The organism is Streptococcus oralis, from assembly GCF_022749195.1.
Taxonomy (GTDB): domain Bacteria; phylum Bacillota; class Bacilli; order Lactobacillales; family Streptococcaceae; genus Streptococcus; species Streptococcus oralis_CI.
Window position 1 is genome coordinate 551,768 of the sequence record NZ_CP094226.1, and the last position, 23,405, is coordinate 575,172.

The window sequence follows — 23,405 nt, forward strand, 5'->3', positions numbered from 1 at the left end:
AGTTTGGCTCTGCCAAACTTTTTTTTGATATAAGGAGAGATAGATGACAAAGAAACAACTTCACCTGGTGATTGTGACAGGGATGAGTGGCGCAGGGAAAACGGTAGCCATTCAGTCCTTCGAAGATTTGGGATATTTTACCATTGATAATATGCCACCAGCCCTCTTACCAAAGTTCTTGCAGTTGGTTGAAACTAAAGATGATGACCACAAACTGGCCTTGGTTGTGGACATGCGGAGCCGTTCCTTCTTTTCAGAGATTCAGGCAGTTTTGGATGAATTGGAAAACCAAGACGATTTGGACTTCAAAATCCTCTTTTTAGACGCAGCAGATAAGGAATTGGTAGCACGCTATAAGGAAACGAGAAGAAGTCACCCGCTAGCAGCAGATGGTCGAATTTTAGATGGTATCAAGCTGGAACGTGAGCTCTTGGCACCTTTGAAAAACATGAGCCAAAATGTGGTGGATACGACCGAACTCACTCCGCGTGAACTTCGTAAAACCATTGCTGAGCAATTTTCGGACCAAGAACAAGCCCAGTCTTTCCGTATCGAGGTCATGTCTTTTGGATTCAAGTATGGTATCCCGATCGATGCGGACTTGGTATTTGATGTCCGTTTCTTGCCAAATCCATACTACCTTCCGGAGCTTCGTAATCAGACAGGTGAGGATCAAGCAGTTTATGACTATGTGATGAATCATGAAGAGTCTGAAAGTTTCTATCAGCACTTACTCGCCTTGATTGAACCCATTTTGCCAAGTTACAAAAAAGAAGGCAAGTCTGTTTTAACCATCGCAGTAGGATGTACAGGTGGACAGCACCGTAGTGTTGCCTTTGCCAAACGAATCGCTGAGGACCTTGCTAAAAATTGGCCTGTCAATGAAAGCCATCGTGACAAAGACAGAAGAAAGGAAACGGTAAACCGTTCATGAGAAAACCAAAGATAACGGTGATTGGTGGAGGAACAGGTATCCCCGTCATTTTGAAAAGCTTGCGAGAAAAGGATGTTGAGATTGCTGCTATCGTAACGGTAGCTGATGATGGTGGCTCTTCTGGTGAGCTAAGAAAGAATATCCAACAGCTGACACCACCAGGTGATCTTCGTAATGTTCTGGTGGCTATGTCGGATATGCCTAAGTTTTATGAGAAGGTTTTTCAGTACCGCTTTTCAGAAGACGCTGGAGCTTTTGCGGGTCATCCACTGGGGAATATCATCATAGCAGGGCTCTCTGAAATGCAAGGGTCCACTTATAATGCCATGCAGCTGCTAAGTCTCTTTTTCCACACAACAGGAAAAATCTACCCCTCAAGTGATCAGCCTTTGACACTGCATGCAGTCTTTAGAGACGGTTCTGAGGTGGCAGGTGAGAGCCACATTGCAGATCATCCAGGCATGATTGACCATGTCTATGTGACCAATACCTTGGATGATGAAACACCGCAAGCCAGCCGTCGAGTAGTCAATAGCATTCTCGAGAGTGACATGATTGTCTTGGGGCCTGGTTCCCTCTTTACATCAATTTTGCCCAATATTGTCATCGAGGAGATTGGACAGGCACTCTTGGAGACCAAGGCGGAGATCGCCTATGTCTGCAATATCATGACCCAGCGTGGGGAAACAGAGCACTTTTCAGACAGTGACCACGTGGAAGTCCTCCATCGACACTTAGGTCGGCCATTTATTGATACGGTCTTGGTTAATATCGAAAAGGTTCCTAGAGAATACATGGATACCAACCGTTTTGATGAATATTTGGTTCAGGTAGAGCATGATTTTGCTGGTCTTTGCAAGCAGGTCCCTCGTGTGATTTCATCCAACTTCCTTCGTTTGGAAAATGGAGGAGCCTTCCATGATGGCGATTTGATTGTAGATGAATTGATGCGCATTATACAGGTGAGAAAATGAGTTTTACAGTTGCAGTAAAAGAGGAAATTCTTGGTCAACACCATCTCAGTCGTTATGAACTATCGGCCATTATCAAGATGTCTGGCAGTATCGGTCTCTCGACTTCTGGCCTGACCTTGTCTGTTGTGACTGAAAATGCTAAGTTAGCTCGGCACCTTTATGAGTCTTTTCTCCATTTTTATGAAATCAAGTCAGAAATTCGTCACCATCAGAGAAGCAATCTTCGCAAGAATCGTGTCTATACGGTCTATACAGATGAGAGGGTGCAGGAGCTTTTAGCTGATTTGCGACTTGCAGATTCCTTCTTTGGTTTGGAGACGGGTATTGATCCCGATATCTTAGCAGATGAGGAGGCTGGTCGTGCTTACTTATGTGGGGCCTTTCTGGCAAATGGTAGCATCCGAGATCCTGAGTCTGGCAAGTACCAGTTGGAGATCAGTTCCGTTTATCTGGACCACGCCCAAGGACTAGCCTCTCTCCTCCAGCAATTTTTACTGGATGCCAAGGTTATTGAGCGAAAGAAAGGTGCAGTTACCTATCTCCAGCGGGCAGAGGACATCATGGATTTCTTGATCGTAATTGGGGCTATGCAGGCGCGTGATAACTTTGAGCGCGTCAAGATTTTGCGTGAAACTCGTAACGATCTCAATCGAGCCAATAACGCTGAAACAGCCAATATCGCTCGGACAGTTTCTGCCAGCATGAAGACTATCAATAATATCAGTAAAATCAAAGATAGAATGGGTTTGGAAAATTTACCCGTGGATTTGCAGGAGGTGGCTCAGTTGCGAATCCAGCATCCAGACTACTCTATCCAGCAGTTGGCAGATAGTCTGAGCAATCCCTTGACTAAAAGTGGCGTCAACCACAGACTCAGAAAAATCAATAAAATAGCAGATGAATTATAAAACCACGAATCAGTTGATTCGTGGTTCTTTTCTTATAAACTGGTCGAGTGTTTTGGTTGCACTTTTTGTTCTGGGTCAATGTAGTTAATGGCATTATTGACAGCAGTTGGTGCTTCTCCCAGTCCTGTCGCAATTAAATCGATCTTACCTTCATAGTAGCAGCAGTCGCCAATAGCATAGATACCTGCTTGGCTAGATTCTTGCTTGCTATTGACGATAATCTTGTGACGGTTGAGGTCCAGACCCCAATTTTTAAGATTTCCGACAGAAGACTTGAAGCCGTAGTTGACAAAGAGGTGGTCTACTTCGATAGTTTCAGTTTCATCTGATTTGACTTTGGTGATTTCTAGTTTGTCGAGTGTCTTACCATCTCCAAGGAGTTGGCTAGGGACGAACGGTGTCTTGATGGTCACAGATGATTCTTGCAGGGCTTGCACACTATGTTCCAAGGCGCGGAAATTATCTCTGCGGTGAACAAGGGTAGTTGGGGAAATCTTTTCAAAAGCCAGAGCCCAGTCTACTGCTGAGTCCCCACCACCAAGGATGGTCACTTTCTTTCCAGCGTATTGCTGAATGTTGGAAACGTGGTAGTGGATATTTTCATAGGCCTCAATCCCTTCTAGTTCAAGAGGACGTGGTTTAAAGGCACCACCACCCATGGCAATGATGACTGTTTTGGTCAGATGGCTCCCTTTGTTAGTTTGAATTCTAAAACCTTGATCTTGTTTCTCAATCTCAAGAACTGTTTCATTGAGATGAATAGGGGTATCAAAGCCGTTTAGCTGTTCAATCAAGCGATTGGTCAACTCTTCTCCGGTCAAGTTTGGAAAACCTGGCACATCAAGGATTTGTTTCTCAGGGTAGAGGATGGCAGGCTGGCCACCTAGCTGGGGAAGGGAGTCGATGATTTGGACTTTGACTTGACGTAGGTGGGCGTAAAAGGCAGCAAAGAGCCCAACAGGACCGCCACCTACAATAGTAATATCATAGAGTTGAGACATGATTTCTCCTTCGTTTTTTCTAGTCAGTTTATTTTATCATATTTTTGCTTAATTTAAAATGAGGTAGGATAGGGAAAAAATGGGCAAAAAATGGTATAATGGTACAGAAAGTGTTTTGACAGGGAGGAGGCCAGGGATGAATTTTCAACCATTATCCAATTTGCAATACTGGACGAGTTTGTTTTCAAGCCCTTGGACAATAGTCACCAATCTGATTGATATTCTCATTGTGACTTATATTTTATATCATTTTACCAAAGCGATTGCAGGGACCAAAATCATGATATTGGTGCGGGGAGTTCTGGTCTTTATTTTAGGTCAGATTCTGTCCAATATGATTGGTTTGACGACCATTTCCTGGTTGATCAATCAGATCATCACTTATGGGGTTATCGCAGCGGTGGTTATCTTTTCACCAGAGATTCGGACTGGTTTGGAACGATTGGGCCGGGCTACGGATTTCTTCTACAATGCCCCTATTAGTGCGGAAGAGCAAATGGTTCGTGCCTTTGTCAAATCAGTCGAGTACATGAGCCCTCGTAAGATTGGTGCTCTGGTAGCGGTACAGCGTGTGAGAACCTTGCAGGAATACATCTCAACTGGGATTCCTCTAGATGCTAAGATTTCCTCTGAATTATTGATTAATATCTTTATCCCCAATACACCCTTACACGATGGAGCGGTCATTGTCAGAGAAGATCGGATTGCCGTAACTTCAGCCTACCTACCCCTGACTGAAAATACTGGAATTTCCAAGGAGTTTGGGACACGTCACAGGGCAGCGATTGGTCTGTCAGAAGTATCGGATGCTCTTACCTTTGTGGTTTCAGAGGAAACAGGCGGAATCTCAATCACCTATAATGGAGTCTTTAAGCATGATTTGACCTTGGAAGAGTTTGAATCGGAGTTAAGAAGAATCTTGCTTCCAACATCAGAGAAAAAACAAGGTCTGAAAGAGCGTTTGCTAGGAGGATTGAAACATGAGAAAAAATAGTCTTTATATTATTTCTTCCTTCTTTTTCGCCTGCATCCTCTTTATCTATGCGACTTCAACAAACTATCAGAACAGCAACAGTGCCAGACAAGTGCGGACAGAAACCTATACCAATACGGTTCTTAATGTCCCAATCGATATTCAGTATGACAGTGATCAGTACTTTATCAGTGGTTTTACCTCTGAAGTGACCGTCTTTCTGACAGGGTCAAACAGAGTTGCTTTGGCGAGTGAAATGCAGGAAAGCACTCGGAAATTCAAGGTCAAAGCTGACTTAACCAATGCCAGTGTAGGAACTATCGAAGTTCCTCTAACCATTGAAAATTTACCGAGTGGTTTGACAGCTGTTGCGACACCGCAAAAGATAACAGTCAAGGTTGGTAAAAAAGCAAAACGAGATAATGTAATTGTTGTGCCGGAGATTGACCCTAGCCAGATTGATTCTCGTGTGAAAATTGATACAGTCACTGTGTCAGATGAAAAAGTAACGGTTATTAGTGACGAGGAGACTCTCTCTAGAGTAGATCGTGTCATTGCCATCTTGCCAACGAGTGAACGGATAACAGGTAACTACTCGGCATCTGTTCCACTACAAGCAGTTGATAAAAATGGAAATGTCTTGCCAAGCGTCATTATGCCATTTGACACTACAATGAAAATTACAACCAAAACAGTATCGTCTAGCTCGAGTTCTTCGTCAACGACCTCGTCAACGGGCTCTTCAACCAGCAGTTCGTCTTCAACGAGTTCAGAAACGAAACCAGACTCGTCTAAACAGGACTAAATAAAATAGTAGAAAAGGATGATAAATAAAATGGGTAAATATTTTGGGACCGATGGAGTCCGTGGAGAAGCAAACGTAGAACTGACGCCAGAATTGGCCTTTAAACTGGGACGTTTTGGTGGTTATGTTCTCAGCCAACACGAAACAGAAGCCCCTAAAGTCTTTGTAGGACGTGATACACGTATCTCAGGAGAAATGCTAGAATCTGCCTTAGTGGCAGGTCTCCTCTCTGTAGGGATTCACGTCTACAAACTCGGTGTCCTTGCAACACCAGCAGTAGCTTACTTGGTTAAAACTGAGGGAGCCAGTGCAGGTGTCATGATTTCCGCTAGTCACAACCCAGCCCTTGATAATGGAATTAAATTCTTTGGTGGGGATGGCTTCAAACTTGATGATGAAAAAGAAGCAGAAATCGAAGCCTTGCTGGATGCTACAGAAGACACTCTTCCTCGTCCAAGTGCCGAAGGCTTGGGAACCTTAGTGGACTATCCAGAAGGTTTGCGTAAGTATGAAGGCTACCTTGTTTCAACTGGAACTCCTCTTGAAGGAATGAAAGTTGCCTTGGATACAGCCAACGGTGCAGCTGCTACAAGTGCTCGTCAGATTTTCGCTGATCTGGGTGCCCAGTTGACTGTAATCGGGGAAACACCAGATGGTCTTAATATCAACCTAAATGTTGGTTCAACTCACCCAGAAGCTCTCCAAGAACTAGTCAAAGAAAGCCAGTCAGCTATTGGTTTGGCCTTTGACGGAGATAGTGACCGCTTGATTGCTGTCGATGAAAATGGCGAGATCGTCGATGGTGATAAGATCATGTACATCATCGGTAAATATCTTTCTGAAAAAGGCCAGTTGGCTCAAAACACCATCGTGACAACCGTTATGTCTAACCTTGGTTTCCATAAGGCCTTGGAAAGTGCTGGTATTAACAAGGCAGTGACTGCTGTTGGAGACCGCTATGTTGTTGAAGAAATGAGAAAATCAGGCTACAATCTTGGTGGTGAACAGTCTGGTCACGTTATCTTAATGGATTACAATACAACTGGTGATGGTCAATTATCAGCTGTCCAATTGACTAAAATCATGAAAGAAACAGGCAAGAGCTTGTCTCAACTGGCATCAGAAGTGACGATTTACCCACAAAAACTGGTCAATATCCGAGTGGAAAATGCCATGAAAGAAAAAGCCATGGAAGTACCAGCTATTAAAACGATCATCGAAAAGATGGAAGAAGAAATGGCAGGGAACGGTCGTATCCTTGTCCGTCCAAGTGGAACAGAACCCCTCTTGCGCGTCATGGCAGAAGCCCCAACAACAGAAGAAGTTAACTACTACGTAGATACAATTGCTGCTGTTGTTAAAGATGAAATCGGAATTGACTAAAGCCTAGAAAACTAGATGAAATGATAAAAATGTGGTACAATTGCATAGTAAATTGTAGCAATGGGAGAGAAAAATGAATCTTAAACGAGAACAAGAATTTGTTAGCCAGTATCACTTTGATGCTCGTAATTTTGAATGGGAAAATGAAAATGGAGCTCCTGAAACCAAGGTAGATGTGAACTTTCAGTTGCTCCAACATGATCAAGAAAACCAAGTGACTTCGCTTGTTGTTATCTTGAGTTTCATGATTGTCTTTGACAAATTTGTCATCAGCGGAACGATTTCCCAAGTTAACCATGTGGAAGGTCGCATTGTCAACGAACCAGGCGAATTTAACCAAGAAGAAGTTGAAACTCTGGCTCGTCCATGTTTGAACATGCTCAATCGTTTGACGTATGAAGTAACAGAAATCGCCTTGGATCTTCCAGGGATCAATTTGGAGTTTTAGTCATGAAATTAGCTGTCATTACAGATTCTTCAGCCTATTTAGAGGAGAAGACGCTGCAAAGAGAGAATCTATTTATCTTGGATATTCCTGTCAATATCGATGGAGAGGAGTATGTCGAAGGTGTCAATCTGACTGCTGAGGAATTTTATCAAAAAATGGCTCAGTCTGTAGAATTGCCTAAAACCAGTCAACCGAGTATTGCCAAATTGGATGAGATTCTAAATTCCTTGAAAGATGAGGGCTATACCCATGTCTTGGGACTCTTTCTTTCGTCTGGAATTTCAGGCTTTTATCAGAACATCCAATACATGTTGGATGAGTATGATGGCTTGACCATTGCCTTTCCGGATACCCATATCACAAGCTCCCCTCTAGGATTTATGGTAGAGAGTGCTTTTGAATGGGCAGAACAAGGCGATGATTTTGCCCAGATTCAGGAGAAGTTGGGGATTCAAATTGCTGATAATTCAGCCTTTATCATAGTAGATGACCTCGACCACTTGGTTAAGGGAGGACGTTTGTCAAATGGAGCAGCTATCTTAGGAAATCTCCTCAGTATCAAGCCTATCCTCTACTTTAATGACCAAGGTGTGATTGAAGTTTACGAAAAAGTTCGTACAGAAAAGAAAGCAATTAAACGTTTGGTGGAAATCATCAAGGAGTTGACAAAAGATGGGGACTACCGTATAACAGTCATTCATGGGAATGCTCCTCAAAAGGCAGCGGATTTACGTCAGCTTTTGATGGAGAGTGGTGTGACTGCTGAAATTCCAATTGAAACCTTTGGTAGTGTCATTGGGACCCACCTTGGAGAAGGTAGTATCGCCTTGAGCTATACACCAATCGTCTAAATTGTTCTTATAGGCCTTGTATCTTAGAAATTGAACACGGCCTACTTGCCTCTTGAAAAAAGATGCCTGTCTTGCCTTTCATGGAAAGTCAGCGACATTCCCTATTTTTCATGGGCAGCTAACGTCCTTTGTATCTTGATAATTGAACACGCCTGGAACCCTGTGTGAAAAAGATAGTTCTTCCAAGGAGTAGACACTCCTTGATCAGAACTCCTATTTTCACTTTGTGTTCTTACAGGCTTTGTATCTTAGACAGGAGTAGAGATGAGTATTCGAGTAATTATTGCCGGTTTTAAGGGAAAGATGGGCCAAGCTGCTTGTCAGATGGTCTTGGCTGATCCAGACTTGGACTTGGTCGCAGTTTTGGATCCTTTTGAGTCTGAGTCAGAATGGCAGGGAATTCCTGTCTTCAATGATAAGGCTGACTTGGCTGGTGTTGAAGCGGATGTCTGGGTGGATTTTACTACACCAGCCGTTGCCTACGAAAATACACGCTTTGCTCTTGAAAAAGGCTTTGCTCCAGTAGTTGGAACAACAGGATTCACTAGTGAAGAAATTACAGAACTAAAAGCATTTTCTCGTGAACAAGATTTGGGTGGCTTGATTGCCCCTAACTTTGCCTTGGGAGCTGTCTTGCTCATGCAATTTGCGGCGCAGGCTGCCAAATATTTCCCAAATGTGGAGATTATCGAGCTCCATCATGACAAGAAAAAAGATGCTCCGAGCGGAACAGCCATTAAAACGGCTGAGTTGATGGCAGAAGTGCGTGAGTCTATCCAGCAAGGTGCGCCTGATGAGGAAGAATTGATTGCAGGTGCCCGTGGTGCTGACTTTGATGGCATGCGTATTCACTCGGTTCGTCTACCAGGCTTGGTAGCCCATCAAGAAGTCATTTTTGGCAATCAGGGAGAAGGATTGACCATCCGTCATGACTCCTATGATCGCAGCTCCTTCATGACAGGGGTCAATTTGGGAATCAAAGAAGTTGTCAAGCGTCATGAGCTTGTCTATGGATTAGAACACTTATTATGAGATTAACGCAAATGCCTTCTGAATTTCAGAAGGCTTTACCAGTATTAGAAAAAATTAAAGAAGCAGGCTTTGAAGCTTATTTTGTTGGAGGCTCTGTTCGAGATGCCCTCCTCAATCGCCCCATCCATGATGTGGATATCGCGACTTCTTCCTATCCAGAGGAGACCAAGCAGATTTTTCCGCGAACAGCTGATATCGGAATCGAGCACGGAACTGTCTTGGTCTTAGATGGGGATGAGGAGTATGAGGTAACCACCTTTCGGACCGAAGATGTCTATGTGGACTTTCGCAGGCCCAGCGCGGTTTCCTTTGTGCGTTCGCTAGAAGAGGACCTCAAGCGCCGTGATTTTACAGTTAATGCCTTTGCCTTGGATGAGACAGGCGAAATTATTGACTTGTTCCATGGTTTAGACGATTTAGAAAACCAAGTCTTGCGAGCAGTTGGAGTGGCTAGTGAACGTTTCAACGAGGATGCTTTGCGTATTATGCGTGGTTTCCGCTTTCAAGCCAGTCTTGGTTTTGAACTTGAGCCAGAAACTTTTGAGGCGATGAAGACTTTGACGCCACTTTTGGAGAAAATTTCTGTGGAGCGCACCTTCGTTGAGTTTGATAAACTATTGCTGGCACCTTTTTGGCGAGTTGGTCTGTCTTCCATGATTGAGAGTCGAGCTTATGACTATCTTCCAGATATGGCAGGGAGCCAGGACAAGCTCAACAAACTGTTTGATTTGGAGACTGATTTCACTTTTGAGTCTTCCGAACAAGCCTGGGCGGCTCTCTTGTGGGTCCTGGAAATTGAGGATGCTCAGCCATTTTTGAAGGTATGGAAAACCTCACGCCAGTTTGCCAAGCAGGTTCAGGATTTGCTGACTATTTTGGCTTTGCGAGAAGAAGGAGAGCTGAGTAAGCGTGATTGTTACCGCTTTGACTTGGATTTACTTTTACAGGCAGAAAATCTTCGTCAGGCTCAAAGGAAAGAAGTCAACCCACAAGCCATCAAAGAAACTTACCAGAGTTTGACCATTCATGATAAGAAAGAAATCCAGATTAATGGTGGAATTTTGATTAAGGAATATGGTTACCAGCCAGGACCAGACTTGGGAGAGATTTTAACAGAGATTGAGTTTGCTATTGTCGATGGAGAATTGGAAAATGATCGTCAAGCAATCCATGCTTACCTGAGGGAGAAAAAATGAGTGATTTTATCGTTGAAAAACTAAGCAAATCCGTTGGTGACAAGACCGTTTTTAAGGATATTTCCTTTATCATTCATGACTTGGATAGAATCGGTCTGATCGGTGTCAATGGGACTGGTAAGACCACTCTGTTAGATGTCCTTTCTGGAGTTTCAGGCTTTGATGGTGACGTTAGCCCTTTTTCCGCTAAGAATGACTATAAGATTGGCTACTTGACCCAGAATCCAGACTTTGATGATAGCAAGACGGTCTTGGATACGGTTCTCTCCAGCGACCTCAAGGAAATCCAGTTGATTCGTGAGTATGAGTTAATCATGCTCAACTACAGTGAGGACAAGCAAGCTCGTTTGGAACGGGTCATGGCAGAGATGGATTCTCTTCAAGCCTGGGAAATCGAAAGTCAGGTCAAGACTGTTCTCAGCAAGTTGGGTATTCAGGATTTGTCGACTCCAGTTGGTGAATTGTCAGGTGGTCTAAGAAGACGGGTTCAGTTGGCGCAAGTTCTCCTAGGAAACCACGACCTCTTGCTTCTGGACGAGCCGACTAACCATTTGGATATTGCGACCATTGAGTGGTTGACCCTCTTTTTGAAAAATTCTAAGAAGACAGTTCTCTTTATCACCCACGATCGTTATTTCCTAGACGCTTTGTCAACGCGGATTTTCGAGTTGGACCGAGCAGGCTTGACCGAGTATCAGGGAAATTATCAGGACTATGTTCGCCTCAAGGCTGAACAAGATGAGCGTGACGCTGCCCTTCTTCACAAGAAAGAACAACTCTACAAACAAGAACTGGCCTGGATGCGCAGACAACCGCAGGCGCGTGCGACCAAGCAACAAGCTCGTATCAATCGTTTCCACGATTTGAAAAAGGAAGTTTCAGGTGGCGTTGCTGAGGCAGACTTGACCATGAACTTTGAAACCAGTCGGATTGGGAAAAAAGTCATCGAGTTTCAGGATGTTTCCTTTGCCTATGAAAACAAGCCCATTTTGCAAGATTTTAATCTCTTGGTGCAAGCCAAAGACCGTATCGGAATCGTTGGGGACAACGGTGTGGGGAAATCAACTCTGCTTAATCTCATCGCAGGAAGTCTTGAGCCGACTAAAGGTCAAGTTATCATCGGTGAGACGGTTCGCATCGCCTATTTCTCTCAACAAATCGAAGGTTTAGATGAAAGCAAGCGCGTTATCAATTACCTGCAGGAAGTGGCAGAAGAGGTTAAGACCAGTGGTGGTTCTACGACTTCCATTGCAGAGTTGCTGGAGCAGTTCCTCTTCCCACGTTCGACGCATGGAACCTTGATTGAGAAATTGTCTGGTGGCGAGAAAAAACGCCTTTATCTCCTCAAACTACTCCTTGAAAAACCAAATGTTCTTCTTTTGGACGAGCCGACAAATGACCTAGATATTGCGACCTTGACAGTTTTGGAAAATTTCTTGCAGAGCTTTGCCGGCCCTGTCTTGACAGTTAGCCACGACCGTTATTTCTTGGATAAGGTAGCGACCAAGATTCTCGCTTTTGAGGATGGCAAGATTCGTCCTTTCTTTGGTCATTACACCGACTATCTTGATGAAAAAGCCTTTGAAACAGAGATGGCCAATCAAGTGCAAAAGGCAGAAAAGGAAAAAGTAGTCAGGGTACGTGAAGACAAGAAACGCATGACCTACCAAGAAAAGCAGGAGTGGGCAAGCATTGAAGGCGATATTGAAACCTTGGAAAATCGTATTGCTGCTATTGAAGAAGCAATGCAGGCAAATGGCTCTGACTTTGGCAAACTAGCGACTCTTCAAAAAGAGCTAGACGAGAAAAACGAAGAACTCCTTGAAAAATACGAACGTTATGAATACCTTAGTGAGTTGGCATGATGGAAGAAAAAGTCATTAAACGTAGTCCCAAGAAAATCATTTGGAATACCTTGTTTGGCTTGGCTTCAGTGCTTTTCTTCTTGCTGCCTCTCTCTTATCTCCATTCGTACTCGCAAAAGGGAACTAAACTTCATACGATAAGTCTGTTATTAATACTGCTTGTCCTCTTTTGTGCTGGAGTAGTCGTTTATCAGACATACAGACTGTTAAGCTCTGATAAGGAATATTTGAAATGTACTGTCGAGGGGTTTTACTACAAACAAAATCCAAAGAAACTTAGTCGTTTCTATGCTTGGGCAGATGTAGAGGACTTTTCCTTCTCTCGGATTAGAGGGAAGTATAGGGATTCTTATCGTATTGAAGTCTATTTTAAAAACAAGGAAAATGTGAAATCCCAATCCTTTCTAACACTGCTGAAGAGAAGGGTTCTCCCTTTTTATCCGTCAGCAGATTTGATCATCCCGATCTTTCTACTAGATGTAGGACTTCCTGAAAGGGTCTATGAGGCCATGAAGTACTATGAAAGAGAATGGCGCATCGAGCAAAATCGCCAAGCTAGAAAACAGACCAAACAAGCTTCGAAAAGCAAATCTTCCAAGCCGTCATAGTCTGTCTTTGCTTAAAGTAGAATAATCAAAAAGGCCCTATCCACTGGATAGGGTCATTGTTTGTCTTCTTTTTTAGTTTCCTGATGAAAGATATTTTGCCAAGTTTCATGGCGACGCCAGATACTGGTATGGACGATACCATCTAACTCATAGCAGATGAGTTTGGTTTTCTGACTGATGGAAGTGATTTGAATATCCTTAATCGCAGCACTAAGTTCTTTTTCAGACTTATAAGCCTCTTTATCCATCTGCTCTCCATCTTGACGGATATAGAGAAAGTCCTCAGCAAGGAGTTCTTCTAGCTGATTTCCTTGGTCAATCAATTGCTCACGCATGAGAAGTTTTTTATAGACATTGTCCAAAATCTCGTCCTCAGGTATGGGAGCAGGCTCGATATGGACATCGGTATCAAAGACTCCAAAACGCTCTTCCAGCATGGATTCGACCTGGTCCGCAATTTCATGACTTTCATAAACAGACAAGTCAGGATTCATTTCTAGTGTAATATCCAGGTAGATATTGCTACCGTAGGTACGCCCTCTTTGGGACTTGACCTTACTAATCTTTGGAATCTCCATGATGGCCTTTTGGTAGTCCTCTAGCAGACGGTCGTCAAAACCATCTGAAAGACTAAAGGAAGACTCGATAAAGATATCATAGGCTGTCTTTAAGATAAAGAAAGTGATAATGATAGCGACTAATTTATCCACGATTGGATAATTGAAACTGCTGGCTAAGATAGCAATGGAAGTCCCAAGCGAGGTGACAGCATCGGAAAGATTGTCCTTAGCAGCTGCCTTGAGAGCCTTGGATTTGGATTTCTTACTGAGGCGTGTGTTATAGAGATAAACAGCAAACATGACCGCTGCTGAAATGATTCCTAGAATCGCTCCCAGAGGATCAATGGGTGTTTGTTCCCGACTGAGGATTTTCTGAATGGTGTCCCGAAGCACATCAAAACCAACATAGAACATGATGATGGAAGTAATCAAGCTAGCCAAATCTTCAATCTTCCAGTGACCAAAGCGATGGTCACGGTCTGCAGGTTGGCGGGCCATCCGAATCCCAATCAAGAGGGCAACGTTTCCGATAATATCGGATACGTTGTTGAAACCATCTGCCACCAAACTGGAAGAATGCAGGAGGTGACCAGTTGCCAATTTTGCTGCAGACAAGAGGAGGTAGGTTGAAATACTGATAATGGCTCCGCGCTCTGCCAATTTGAGATTTGACATGGATTGGTTCATCGGGCTTCCTTTCTAGTCATATAGTATTCTACCATTATACTGGTTTTCAAGGGAAAATTCAAATTTAGTCTTGTTTCATCTGATTTAAACCCTTGAAAACTTTTCAAATTTTGATATAATAGTACTACTCAAGGGAGTAGCTGGCAGAAACCTGTGATAGTGTCGTCATTCCGAATTGTATACTGAAAAGTATGTTTTCCGGCACTATCTTAAACAGCGAGACTTGTTATGATTAACAGGTCTCTTTTTGTTTGTCATAAAACTAAAAGAGACCTTGTTTTGCACACAATGTCAAGGAGGAGACACATGTCAAAAGAACAAAAACGCCAAGCGTTTTATACTCAAAGTCCCGAAGAAGTCTTGAAGTCGGTTGAAGCAACTGAACAAGGCCTTTCGTCAAGCGAAGCGCAGAAACGCCTAGCTGAATATGGGCGCAATGAACTCGAAGAGGGTGAGAAAAAATCTCTCTTGGTTAAATTCATCGAACAGTTTAAGGATTTGATGATTATTATTTTGGTGGCTGCAGCCATCTTGTCCGTCATAACTTCTGGTGGGGAAGATATTGCAGATGCCATCATTATTCTAGCAGTTGTTATCATCAACGCAGCCTTTGGTGTTTACCAAGAAGGAAAAGCAGAAGAAGCCATCGAAGCCCTCAAGTCTATGTCTAGTCCAGCAGCACGCGTTATTCGTGATGGGCATATGGCTGAGATTGACTCAAAAGAATTGGTACCAGGTGATATCGTTGCTCTTGAAGCAGGTGACGTCGTACCAGCAGACCTACGTTTGCTAGAAGCTAATTCTCTTAAAATCGAAGAAGCAGCTTTGACAGGTGAGTCTGTTCCAGTTGAAAAAGACTTGACCGTCGAGCTCGCTACAGATGCTGGTATTGGTGACCGTGTCAATATGGCCTTCCAAAACTCAAATGTGACTTATGGTCGTGGTCTTGGTGTTGTTGTCAATACAGGTATGTACACTGAAGTGGGTCATATCGCTGGTATGCTCCAAGATGCTGACGAGACAGACACGCCACTCAAACAAAACTTGAACAACCTTTCTAAGGTTTTGACCTATGCAATTTTGGTTATTGCCCTTGTTACTTTTGTAGTTGGAGTCTTCATTCAAGGAAAAAATCCACTTGGTGAGTTGATGACCTCTGTTGCACTTGCTGTTGCAGCCATCCCAGAAGGACTTCCTGCTATCGTGACCATCGTTCTTGCCCTTGGTACTCAAGTTTTGGCAAAACGAAACTCTATCGTTCGTAAGTTGCCAGCAGTCGAAACACTTGGTTCAACAGAAATCATCGCTTCTGATAAGACTGGTACGCTTACCATGAACAAGATGACAGTCGAGAAAGTCTTCTATGACGCAGTCCTACATGACTCAGCTGATGAGATTGAACTTGGCTTGGACATGCCGCTTCTTCGTTCTGTTGTCTTGGCCAACGATACCAAGATTGATGCTGAAGGAAATCTGATTGGGGATCCAACGGAAACAGCCTTCATCCAGTATGCTTTGGACAAGGGCTACGATGTTAAAGGGTTCTTAGAGAAATATCCTCGTGTAGCTGAATTGCCGTTTGACTCAGATCGTAAACTCATGTCAACGGTTCATCCATTGTCAGATGGTAAATTCCTCGTGGCAGTCAAAGGGGCTCCAGATCAACTCTTGAAACGTTGTGTTGCTCGTGATAAAGCTGGAGATGTCGCTCCGATTGATGATCAAGTCAATGACTTAATTCACACAAACAACTCTGAAATGGCTCACCAAGCCTTGCGTGTCCTTGCAGGTGCTTATAAGATTATTGATAGCATTCCAGAAAACTTGACTTCTGAAGAACTGGAAAACAACTTGATCTTTACTGGTTTGATTGGGATGATTGACCCTGAGCGTGCCGAAGCAGCTGAAGCGGTTTGTGTCGCTAAGGAAGCAGGAATCCGTCCAATTATGATTACTGGTGACCACCAAGACACAGCGGAAGCCATTGCCAAACGTTTGGGAATCATCGATGAAAATGACTCAGAAGACCATGTCTTGACTGGTGCTGAGCTTAACGAACTTTCTGATGAAGAATTTGAAAAAGTCGTTGGTCAATACTCTGTCTACGCGCGTGTATCTCCAGAACACAAGGTTCGTATCGTGAAAGCTTGGCAAAACCAAGGTAAGGTCGTTGCTATGACAGGTGACGGTGTTAATGACGCTCCAGCTCTGAAAACAGCCGACATCGGTATTGGTATGGGAATCACTGGTACAGAGGTTTCTAAGGGAGCTTCTGATATGATTCTTGCGGATGATAACTTTGCGACTATTATCGTCGCAGTTGAAGAAGGACGTAAGGTCTTCTCAAACATTCAAAAGACAATTCAATATCTTCTTTCTGCCAATACGGCTGAAGTTTTGACCATTTTCCTAGCAACCCTCTTTGGATGGGATGTTTTGCAACCAGTTCATCTTTTGTGGATCAACTTGGTAACCGATACCTTCCCAGCTATTGCTCTTGGTGTTGAACCTGCTGAGCCAGGTGTTATGACCCACAAACCACGTGGACGTAAGTCTAGCTTCTTCTCAGGTGGTGTCTTGAGTTCTATCATCTATCAAGGTGTACTCCAAGGGGCACTGGTCTTGACCGTTTATGGTCTAGCTCTTGCCTATCCAGTCCATGTAGGAGACAACCAAGCTATTCACGCAGATGCCCTTACAATGGCCTTTGCAACACTCGGTTTGATTCAGCTCTTCCATGCCTACAACGTTAAGTCTGTTTACCAATCCATCTTGACAGTTGGACCATTCAAGTCTAAAACCTTCAACTGGTCAATCTTGGTATCCTTCATTCTTCTTATGGCAACCATCGTCATAGAACCGCTTGAAGGTATCTTCCACGTAACCAAACTAGACTTGTCTCAATGGGCTATTGTTCTAGCTGGAAGCTTCTCAATGATACTTATCGTAGAAATCGTCAAGTTTGTTCAACGTAAACTTGGTCTTGATAAGAATGCGATTTAAAAAGAAAGTCATCTTCGGATGGCTTTTTTTTCATTTGAGGAGAATGGTTAGAAGTTATCCTCTTTTGTGCTATAATAAAGTAAAGTAGCAAGGAGTGAAAGAGAATGGAAAAGAAAATTGTCCGAGATGTCTTATTCTTGTCGCAGGTCTCGAAATCTGCAAGTCAGGAAGACCTTTATCTGGCTAAGGATTTGCAGGATACCCTGCTGGCTAATCGCGAGACCTGTGTCGGTCTGGCAGCCAATATGATTGGCGTGCAGAAGCGCGTGATTATCTTTAATCTTGGCTTGGTTCCCATAGTCATGTTTAATCCCGTTCTCCTTTCCTATAAAGGACCTTACGAGACAGAGGAAGGTTGTTTGTCTTTGACTGGGGTGCGACCAACAACTCGTTATGAAACGATTACGGTTTCCTATCGTGATAGCAAGTGGCAGGAACAGACCATTACGTTAACAGGTTTTCCGGCTCAGATCTGCCAACATGAACTGGATCATTTGGAAGGACGGATTATTTAGGAGGAATTCAGATGAAACGCATACTATTTGAACTTGTTTTTATCGCAACGACTTGGTATATCTTTTTACCACCCTTCAATCTGACTAGTTGGGAATTCATCTTCTTTCTCTGTGGGCATCTGGTGGTGATGGGGATTTTGTTTAGTTTCCGCAAGGATACCAATCTCCTTAAAACTGTTCATGTACGTCATGGCAAGGCTGCCAAAGATCTCAATCTAGAAGGATTTCATTTTAATAAATTAGGTGGAGGATTGTTGCTGGCCGCAGGACTTATCTTTGCCCTTGCTGGTCTGGTAAGCCTAGTAACCTCTAGCTTTTTCCAAGCAAAAAATTATGCTAATGTGGTATCCATTACAGAAAAAGACTTTAAAGATTTTCCTAAGAGTGATACCAGTAAGGTTCCAATCCTAGATCGGAGCACTGCAGAAAAGATTGGAGACCGTTATCTAGGATCTCTGACGGATAAGGTCTCCCAGTACGTGGCAGCAGATACCTATACTCAGCTGACGGTTGATGGCAAACCTTATCGGGTGACTCCTTTGGAGTATGCCGACCCGATCAAATGGTTTAATAATCAGTCCAAGGGAATTGGTGAGTATATCAAGGTTGATATGGTGACAGGAAATGCGGAATTGGTGGATTTAAAAACGCCAATGAAGTATTCAGACTCTGAGTATTTTAACCGTGACGTTAAACGCCATCTTCGGATCAAGTACCCAACCAAGATTTTTAAAACGCCATCCTTTGAGGTGGATGATGAAGGCAATCCCTTCTATGTAGCAACCGTTTATCAAAAGCAGTTTGGTCTAGGAGTCCCGCGTCCTTCATCTGTTATTATCTTAGACGCCACCAATGGAGAAACCAAGGAATACAGCTTGGATGAAGTCCCAGAATGGGTGGATCGTGTCTATCCAGCAGAAGAAACCATCGAACAAATCAACTACAACGGTAAGTATAAAGACGGTTTCTGGAATGCCTTGATTTCTAAGAAAAATGTTACTCAAACGACTGAGGGCTATAACTATCTTTCTATCGGAAATGACATCTATCTCTACACGGGGGTGACTTCAGCAAACGCTGACGAAAGTAATCTAGGATTTATCCTTGAAAATATGCGCACTGGTGAAATCACCAAGTACAATCTAGCTTCAGCAACCGAAGAATCAGCCCGTGCTTCCGCAGAAGGAGCAGTGCAAGAGAAGGCCTATAAGGCTACCTTCCCTATTCTTGTCAATCTCAATGACAAGCCTCTCTATATCATGGGCTTGAAGGACAATGCAGGCTTGGTCAAGGAGTATGCATTGGTCGATGCCGTGGAGTACCAAAACGTTATCGTAGCAACTACGGTAGATGAACTCCTTAGCAAATATGCCAATAAAAACGACCTCGAGCTGGATAATGAAACGGTAGAAAACATCAAGGGAGTGGTTTCAGATCTTAAATCAGCTGTCATCAAGGGGGATACCGTCTACTTCTTTAAAGTTGATGGCAAGATTTATAAGGTCAAGGCTTCAGTGTCAGACGACCTTCCTTACCTCGAAAATGGCCAAACCTTCGAAGGTCAAGTTGGAAAAGATAATTATCTCAAGACCTTTAAAGTACAATAATACTCTTCGAAAATCAAATTCAAACTACGTCAGCGTCGCCTTGCTGTACTCAAGTACAGCCTGCGGCTAGCTTCCTAGTTTGCTCTTTGATTTTCATTGAGTATAAAAATAGGTTTTTTCAGTTCAAGGAGAAAAAAGATAAATTCTTATCTATCTTAACAAGCTTAGCTGGCACAGCCCTTGTTCTCGTGGCTATCTGGTTAGGATGGCCAAAATAAACAGAGAAACCTCGGTGTGAACCGAGGTTTTTAAGATGAAATTCTTGGTCGTGATTGAAAAATATGCTACACTAACAATATGAAAATTTTAATCCCAACAGCAAAAGAAATGAACACAGACCATCCTTGTATCGAAGCGCTCCCTTTGAGGGAAAAAAGTCAGGCAGTCCTTGACTCACTGGCGAATTACTCAGCTAGTGAATTAGAGACTTTTTACAAGGTATCTGCTGAGAAAGCAGAAGAAGAGTACGGCCATATTCAAGCTTTAAAAGATCACAGGGCTAAACATTATCCAGCCTTGAAACTTTTCGATGGTCTCATGTATCGTCACATCAAACGAGATGGGTTAACCGAGGCTGAACAAACCTATCTTGAAAATCATGTTTTAATAACATCAGCTTTATACGGTGTTGTCCCTGCCATATCTCCAATGGCTCCTCACCGTTTGGATTTCTTGATGAAGTTAAAAGTTGCTGGTAAGACTTTAAAGAGTCATTGGAAGTCAGCTTACGATGAGGCCCTACAGGATGAGAACTTGATATTCTCACTCCTATCATCAGAGTTTGAAACTGTATTTTCGAAGAAAATCAGAGAAAAGATGGTGACCTTCAAATTTATGGAGGATAAGGAAGGTCAGCTGAAGATTCACTCAACTATTTCAAAAAAAGCACGTGGCGCCTTTTTGAGCGCCTTGATAGAAGGACAAGTTCAAACAGTCGAACAAGCTCGCAAGCTCTGCTTTGCCGGCTTTGACTACCGACCTGATTTATCAAGTGATTTAGAACTCGTCTTTGTGAAACAAGCATAAAACCAGCTCATTCGAGCTGGTTTTTGCTAGATTAGTTGATGGCTGCAAGAAGGTCGTCAGCTTGTTTTGCAAGTGATGAAGCAGTTGCTTCTTCTAACACCAATTTTCCGTCAGCCCAAGCAGAGTCATTGACGCGAGCAGCTGTAAAGTCACCAACGACTTGTGTACGGATAAATGGCAAGAGGTCTTTGTAAATAGCAAAGAGTTGCTCGTGACCGGCATTGGCTACAGATGAGACAGTAACAAACTTGTCTTGGAGGGCAGAAGCACCACGTGTATCAGACAAGTCAATGGCGCGAGAGAGCCAGTCAAGCAAGTTTTTCACTGTTCCAGGGATAGAGAAGTTGTAGACTGGAGAGAAGATCCAGATTGCATCAGCAGCAAGGACTGCTTCACGAGCAGCAGCTACAGCTGGATGAGTTGGAACTTCCAAATCTTGGCTGAAGAGAGGAACAGCTGAGTAATCAAGATAGCTAACTTCTGCTTTTCCAGAAAGTGCTTTTTCAGCTTCGAGGGCCATTTGGTGGTTGAAAGAACCTTGGCGAAGTGAACCGACGATAAATAATACTTTTTTAGACATGATATGTCTCCTTTAGTTTAAAATTCAAAGAGCGAACTCTTTTGTTACCATCCATGTTACAACAAATGATACTAATTAGCAATAATTTTGCTCACAAATTTTTAAATTTTTTTAAAATCTGGATTAAGTCTTCCTTTTCGCCATCTTCCAAGATGCTGAGTGCTTCTACGATCGAATCGATATGGTCAGGAAGAACCTCTTCGATTTTTCTGCGTCCTGCAGGTGTTAATTTCAGGAAAAAGGAGCGACGATCCTTGGGGTCGCAAGTTCTAGAAATCCATCCATCTCGAACCATATTTCGAATGACAACAGTCATGTTTCCAGAAGTGGCTAGCATTTTTTCAATCAAGTCCTGAATGCGTAGTTCCCCCTTGCTATAGAGGGTCTCCAGAACGGAAAATTGAGTAGGGGTTAATCCGTGTTCTTTGGCAGCATTGGCTTCATATGGTTTAAAAGTTCGTATGGCTTTGTTGAGGACGATAGCCGTTTTTAAGTCTAATTGATTATCGGAAATTTTCTCTTTCAAATATTGTTTCATAAGGCTATTTTATCAATAATGAGAGAGAAAAACAAGAACTTACATTTTATAGGAAAAGAATCTTAGAATGTTCCTGTCTTCACTTGTAATAAAGAAGGAGAGATGGTAAAATAGACGAGTGAAACTAAGACAGAAAAAAGCAAAAAACAAGCTACTTTTACAGTATGGAATCGGCATTGCTCTGGTAGTACTAGTCATGACCACTTCCTTCCTTTATCTGATATCACTCAGCATGAAACCCTATCAAGATGCTAGAGTTGAGGGAGAAAAACTAGCCAAGCAGTATGCAGAATTGGAACAGGCAGATCAGGTTGATTTTTATAATGGACTAGAAGGTTATTACAGCGTTTTAGGACATAATAAAAAGCAAGAGGCCATTGCCGTACTGATTGAAAAGAATGACCACAAGATTTATGTCTATCAGCTTGATAAGGGGATTTCTCAAGACAAGGCAGCGACGATTTCGAGGGAAAAAGGAGCTAGCGACATTGACAAGATCACCTTTGGTCGTTATCAGGACAAGCCGATTTGGGAAGTTAAGTCAGGAAACCAGTACTATCTGGTTGACTTTGAAACAGGAGCAGTGATCCAATAAGGAGGGCATATGAAACTATCCAAACGTGTACTAGAAATGGAAGAAAGCGTCACTCTAGCCAGTGATGCAAGAGCCAAAGCATTAAAAGCTCAGGGAAAGGATGTTCTTTTCTTAACCTTGGGACAGCCTGATTTTCATACTCCTGAAAACATTCAGGATGCAGCGATAGAAGCGATTCGGGATGGACGAGCTTCCTTTTATACAGTTGCTTCAGGCCTACCAGAGTTAAAAGCGGCGGTTAATACCTATTTTGAACGCTATTATGGGTATTCTGTTGCAGCCAACGAGGTTACCTTTGCCACTGGTGCTAAGTTCTCTCTCTACACCTTCTTTATGGCTGTGGTCAATCCAGGTGATGAGGTCATCATTCCTACACCATACTGGGTCAGCTATGGAGACCAGGTCAAGATGGCAGAAGGTGTGCCAGTCTTTGTCCAGGCCAAGGAAGACAATCACTTTAAAGTAACAGTAGAGCAGCTAGAAGCAGCGCGAACAGATAAGACCAAGGTCTTGGTTCTCAATTCACCATCGAATCCGACCGGTATGATCTACTCTCGCGAGGAACTTTTGGCTATCGGAAATTGGGCTGTTGAACATGATGTCCTTATCCTAGCAGATGATATTTACGGTCGTCTGGTTTATAACGGGAACGAATTTGTTCCAATTTCTAGTCTGTCAGAAGCCATTCGCAAGCAAACTATTGTGATTAACGGTGTATCTAAGGCCTATGCCATGACTGGTTGGCGGGTAGGTTATGCTGTGGGAAATCCTGAAATTATTGCTGCCATGAGCAAATTGACAGGACAAACGACTTCAAATCTGACAGCAGTATCTCAGTATGCAACGATTGAGGCGCTGACTGGACCGCAAGACTCTGTTGAAACCATGCGCCAAGCCTTTGAAGAACGTTTGAATACCATTTATCCACTCTTGTGCCAAGTGCCAGGATTTGAAGTTGTCAAGCCCCAAGGAGCCTTCTATCTTTTCCCAAATGTTAAAAAAGCGATGGAGATGAAGGGTTATACTGATGTGACAGAGTTTACAACGGCTATTCTCGAAGAAGTCGGTCTTGCCTTGATTACAGGAGCTGGATTTGGAACACCAGAAAATGTTCGTCTCAGCTATGCCACAGACTTGGATACATTAAAAGAAGCTATTCGCCGTTTGCATCAATTTATGGAAAAATAAAACTTAGAATCTTCGCCTTTTCAGCGAAGATTTTTTGTAACGAAAATCTCGCGATTTTTCTCTAGTAGAACCTAGCTATCGCAGTCTATTTATGGTAAAATAGTGGGTAATGATGTCTTCGGACAAGT

Annotated in this window: 22 protein-coding genes and 1 pseudogene; 19 read left to right on the plus strand and 4 right to left on the minus strand. The window is 43.1% G+C overall.

The genetic code is table 11. The features are described from left to right. Window positions 1–43 precede the first annotated feature (43 nt). From rapZ to whiA, 3 genes are read left to right on the plus strand one after another with little or no spacing between them, the layout of a single operon-like run. Window positions 44–934: an RNase adapter RapZ gene (gene rapZ, locus MP387_RS02750; RefSeq protein WP_000163039.1), complete on the plus strand. Its 891-nt coding sequence runs from the start codon at window positions 44–46 to the stop codon at window positions 932–934. Beyond that, window positions 931–1,908: a YvcK family protein gene (locus MP387_RS02755; protein WP_242747520.1), complete on the plus strand. Its 978-nt coding sequence runs from the start codon at window positions 931–933 to the stop codon at window positions 1,906–1,908. Before rapZ ends, MP387_RS02755 begins: the two co-directional genes overlap by 4 nt. Beyond that, window positions 1,905–2,816, plus strand: coding sequence for a DNA-binding protein WhiA (gene whiA / locus MP387_RS02760; protein WP_049505290.1), 912 nt, complete (start codon window positions 1,905–1,907; stop codon window positions 2,814–2,816). Before MP387_RS02755 ends, whiA begins: the two co-directional genes overlap by 4 nt. A 32-nt stretch (window positions 2,817–2,848) precedes the next feature. Here whiA and MP387_RS02765 read toward each other — a convergent pair whose 3' ends face one another. Beyond that, on the minus strand, window positions 2,849–3,817 hold the full coding sequence (locus MP387_RS02765; RefSeq protein WP_242747522.1) for an NAD(P)/FAD-dependent oxidoreductase: 969 nt from the start codon (window positions 3,815–3,817) through the stop codon (window positions 2,849–2,851). A gap of 136 nt (window positions 3,818–3,953) precedes the next feature. Between MP387_RS02765 and cdaA the strand changes: the two genes are divergently transcribed. The 9 genes from cdaA (at window position 3,954) to MP387_RS02810 (ending at window position 12,978) form a co-directional block, all read left to right on the plus strand. Then, window positions 3,954–4,811: a diadenylate cyclase CdaA gene (gene cdaA, locus MP387_RS02770; RefSeq protein WP_033630051.1), complete on the plus strand. Its 858-nt coding sequence runs from the start codon at window positions 3,954–3,956 to the stop codon at window positions 4,809–4,811. Then, on the plus strand, window positions 4,798–5,595 hold the full coding sequence (locus tag MP387_RS02775) for a CdaR family protein (protein WP_001230932.1): 798 nt from the start codon (window positions 4,798–4,800) through the stop codon (window positions 5,593–5,595). The genes cdaA and MP387_RS02775 overlap by 14 nt, the downstream gene beginning before the upstream one ends. A 30-nt stretch (window positions 5,596–5,625) precedes the next feature. Continuing rightward, window positions 5,626–6,978, plus strand: coding sequence for a phosphoglucosamine mutase (glmM, locus tag MP387_RS02780; RefSeq protein WP_242748030.1), 1,353 nt, complete (start codon window positions 5,626–5,628; stop codon window positions 6,976–6,978). Window positions 6,979–7,051: 73 nt separating this feature from the next. Beyond that, complete coding sequence (locus MP387_RS02785) at window positions 7,052–7,426, plus strand: DUF1149 family protein (protein ID WP_242747524.1); 375 nt, start codon at window positions 7,052–7,054, stop codon at window positions 7,424–7,426. Between the two features lie 2 nt (window positions 7,427–7,428). Then, the gene (locus MP387_RS02790; RefSeq protein WP_242747526.1) at window positions 7,429–8,277 is read left to right on the plus strand and encodes a DegV family protein; all 849 of its coding nucleotides are present in this window, start codon (window positions 7,429–7,431) and stop codon (window positions 8,275–8,277) included. A 264-nt stretch (window positions 8,278–8,541) separates the two neighbouring features. Further along, a complete protein-coding gene (dapB, locus tag MP387_RS02795; RefSeq protein WP_242747528.1) occupies window positions 8,542–9,309 on the plus strand; it encodes a 4-hydroxy-tetrahydrodipicolinate reductase in 768 nt (255 codons plus the stop codon). Continuing rightward, on the plus strand, window positions 9,306–10,505 hold the full coding sequence (locus MP387_RS02800; RefSeq protein ID WP_278192663.1) for a CCA tRNA nucleotidyltransferase: 1,200 nt from the start codon (window positions 9,306–9,308) through the stop codon (window positions 10,503–10,505). Before dapB ends, MP387_RS02800 begins: the two co-directional genes overlap by 4 nt. Then, on the plus strand, window positions 10,502–12,370 hold the full coding sequence (locus MP387_RS02805; protein ID WP_242747532.1) for an ABC-F family ATP-binding cassette domain-containing protein: 1,869 nt from the start codon (window positions 10,502–10,504) through the stop codon (window positions 12,368–12,370). Before MP387_RS02800 ends, MP387_RS02805 begins: the two co-directional genes overlap by 4 nt. Beyond that, complete coding sequence (locus MP387_RS02810; RefSeq protein WP_061427806.1) at window positions 12,367–12,978, plus strand: hypothetical protein; 612 nt, start codon at window positions 12,367–12,369, stop codon at window positions 12,976–12,978. The genes MP387_RS02805 and MP387_RS02810 overlap by 4 nt, the downstream gene beginning before the upstream one ends. A 53-nt stretch (window positions 12,979–13,031) precedes the next feature. Here MP387_RS02810 and mntE read toward each other — a convergent pair whose 3' ends face one another. Then, window positions 13,032–14,225: a CDF family manganese efflux transporter MntE gene (gene mntE, locus MP387_RS02815; RefSeq protein WP_242747534.1), complete on the minus strand. Its 1,194-nt coding sequence runs from the start codon at window positions 14,223–14,225 to the stop codon at window positions 13,032–13,034. Window positions 14,226–14,531: 306 nt separating this feature from the next. On the opposite strand from mntE, the gene MP387_RS02820 reads away from it, so the two are divergent. From MP387_RS02820 to yaaA, 5 genes and pseudogenes are all read left to right on the plus strand, one after another. After that, window positions 14,532–17,228, plus strand: a complete 2,697-nt coding sequence (locus MP387_RS02820) for a cation-translocating P-type ATPase (protein ID WP_242747536.1) — start codon at window positions 14,532–14,534, stop codon at window positions 17,226–17,228. A gap of 104 nt (window positions 17,229–17,332) precedes the next feature. After that, complete coding sequence (locus MP387_RS02825; RefSeq protein WP_242747538.1) at window positions 17,333–17,743, plus strand: peptide deformylase; 411 nt, start codon at window positions 17,333–17,335, stop codon at window positions 17,741–17,743. Between the two features lie 11 nt (window positions 17,744–17,754). Continuing rightward, entirely contained in the window at window positions 17,755–19,350 is a 1,596-nt protein-coding gene (locus tag MP387_RS02830) for a hypothetical protein (RefSeq protein ID WP_242747540.1), read from the plus strand. Between the two features lie 96 nt (window positions 19,351–19,446). Next, window positions 19,447–19,568 (plus strand): annotated as a pseudogene (locus tag MP387_RS02835) (DUF3953 domain-containing protein). Between the two features lie 79 nt (window positions 19,569–19,647). Next, window positions 19,648–20,376: a peroxide stress protein YaaA gene (gene yaaA / locus MP387_RS02840; RefSeq protein ID WP_242747542.1), complete on the plus strand. Its 729-nt coding sequence runs from the start codon at window positions 19,648–19,650 to the stop codon at window positions 20,374–20,376. A 31-nt stretch (window positions 20,377–20,407) separates the two neighbouring features. On the opposite strand, the gene MP387_RS02845 is transcribed toward yaaA, so the two are convergent. Together MP387_RS02845 and MP387_RS02850 are read right to left on the minus strand one after the other, a co-directional pair. Next, window positions 20,408–20,956, minus strand: coding sequence for an NAD(P)H-dependent oxidoreductase (locus MP387_RS02845; protein ID WP_242747544.1), 549 nt, complete (start codon window positions 20,954–20,956; stop codon window positions 20,408–20,410). Between the two features lie 91 nt (window positions 20,957–21,047). Beyond that, window positions 21,048–21,494, minus strand: a complete 447-nt coding sequence (locus MP387_RS02850; protein ID WP_242747546.1) for a MarR family winged helix-turn-helix transcriptional regulator — start codon at window positions 21,492–21,494, stop codon at window positions 21,048–21,050. A 118-nt stretch (window positions 21,495–21,612) separates the two neighbouring features. Between MP387_RS02850 and MP387_RS02855 the strand changes: the two genes are divergently transcribed. Both MP387_RS02855 and MP387_RS02860 read left to right on the plus strand, forming a co-directional pair. Continuing rightward, the gene (locus MP387_RS02855; protein WP_000776858.1) at window positions 21,613–22,089 is read left to right on the plus strand and encodes a cell wall elongation regulator TseB-like domain-containing protein; all 477 of its coding nucleotides are present in this window, start codon (window positions 21,613–21,615) and stop codon (window positions 22,087–22,089) included. A gap of 9 nt (window positions 22,090–22,098) precedes the next feature. Then, a complete protein-coding gene (locus tag MP387_RS02860) occupies window positions 22,099–23,277 on the plus strand; it encodes a pyridoxal phosphate-dependent aminotransferase (RefSeq protein ID WP_242747548.1) in 1,179 nt (392 codons plus the stop codon). The last annotated feature ends 128 nt before the right edge of the window (window positions 23,278–23,405 follow it).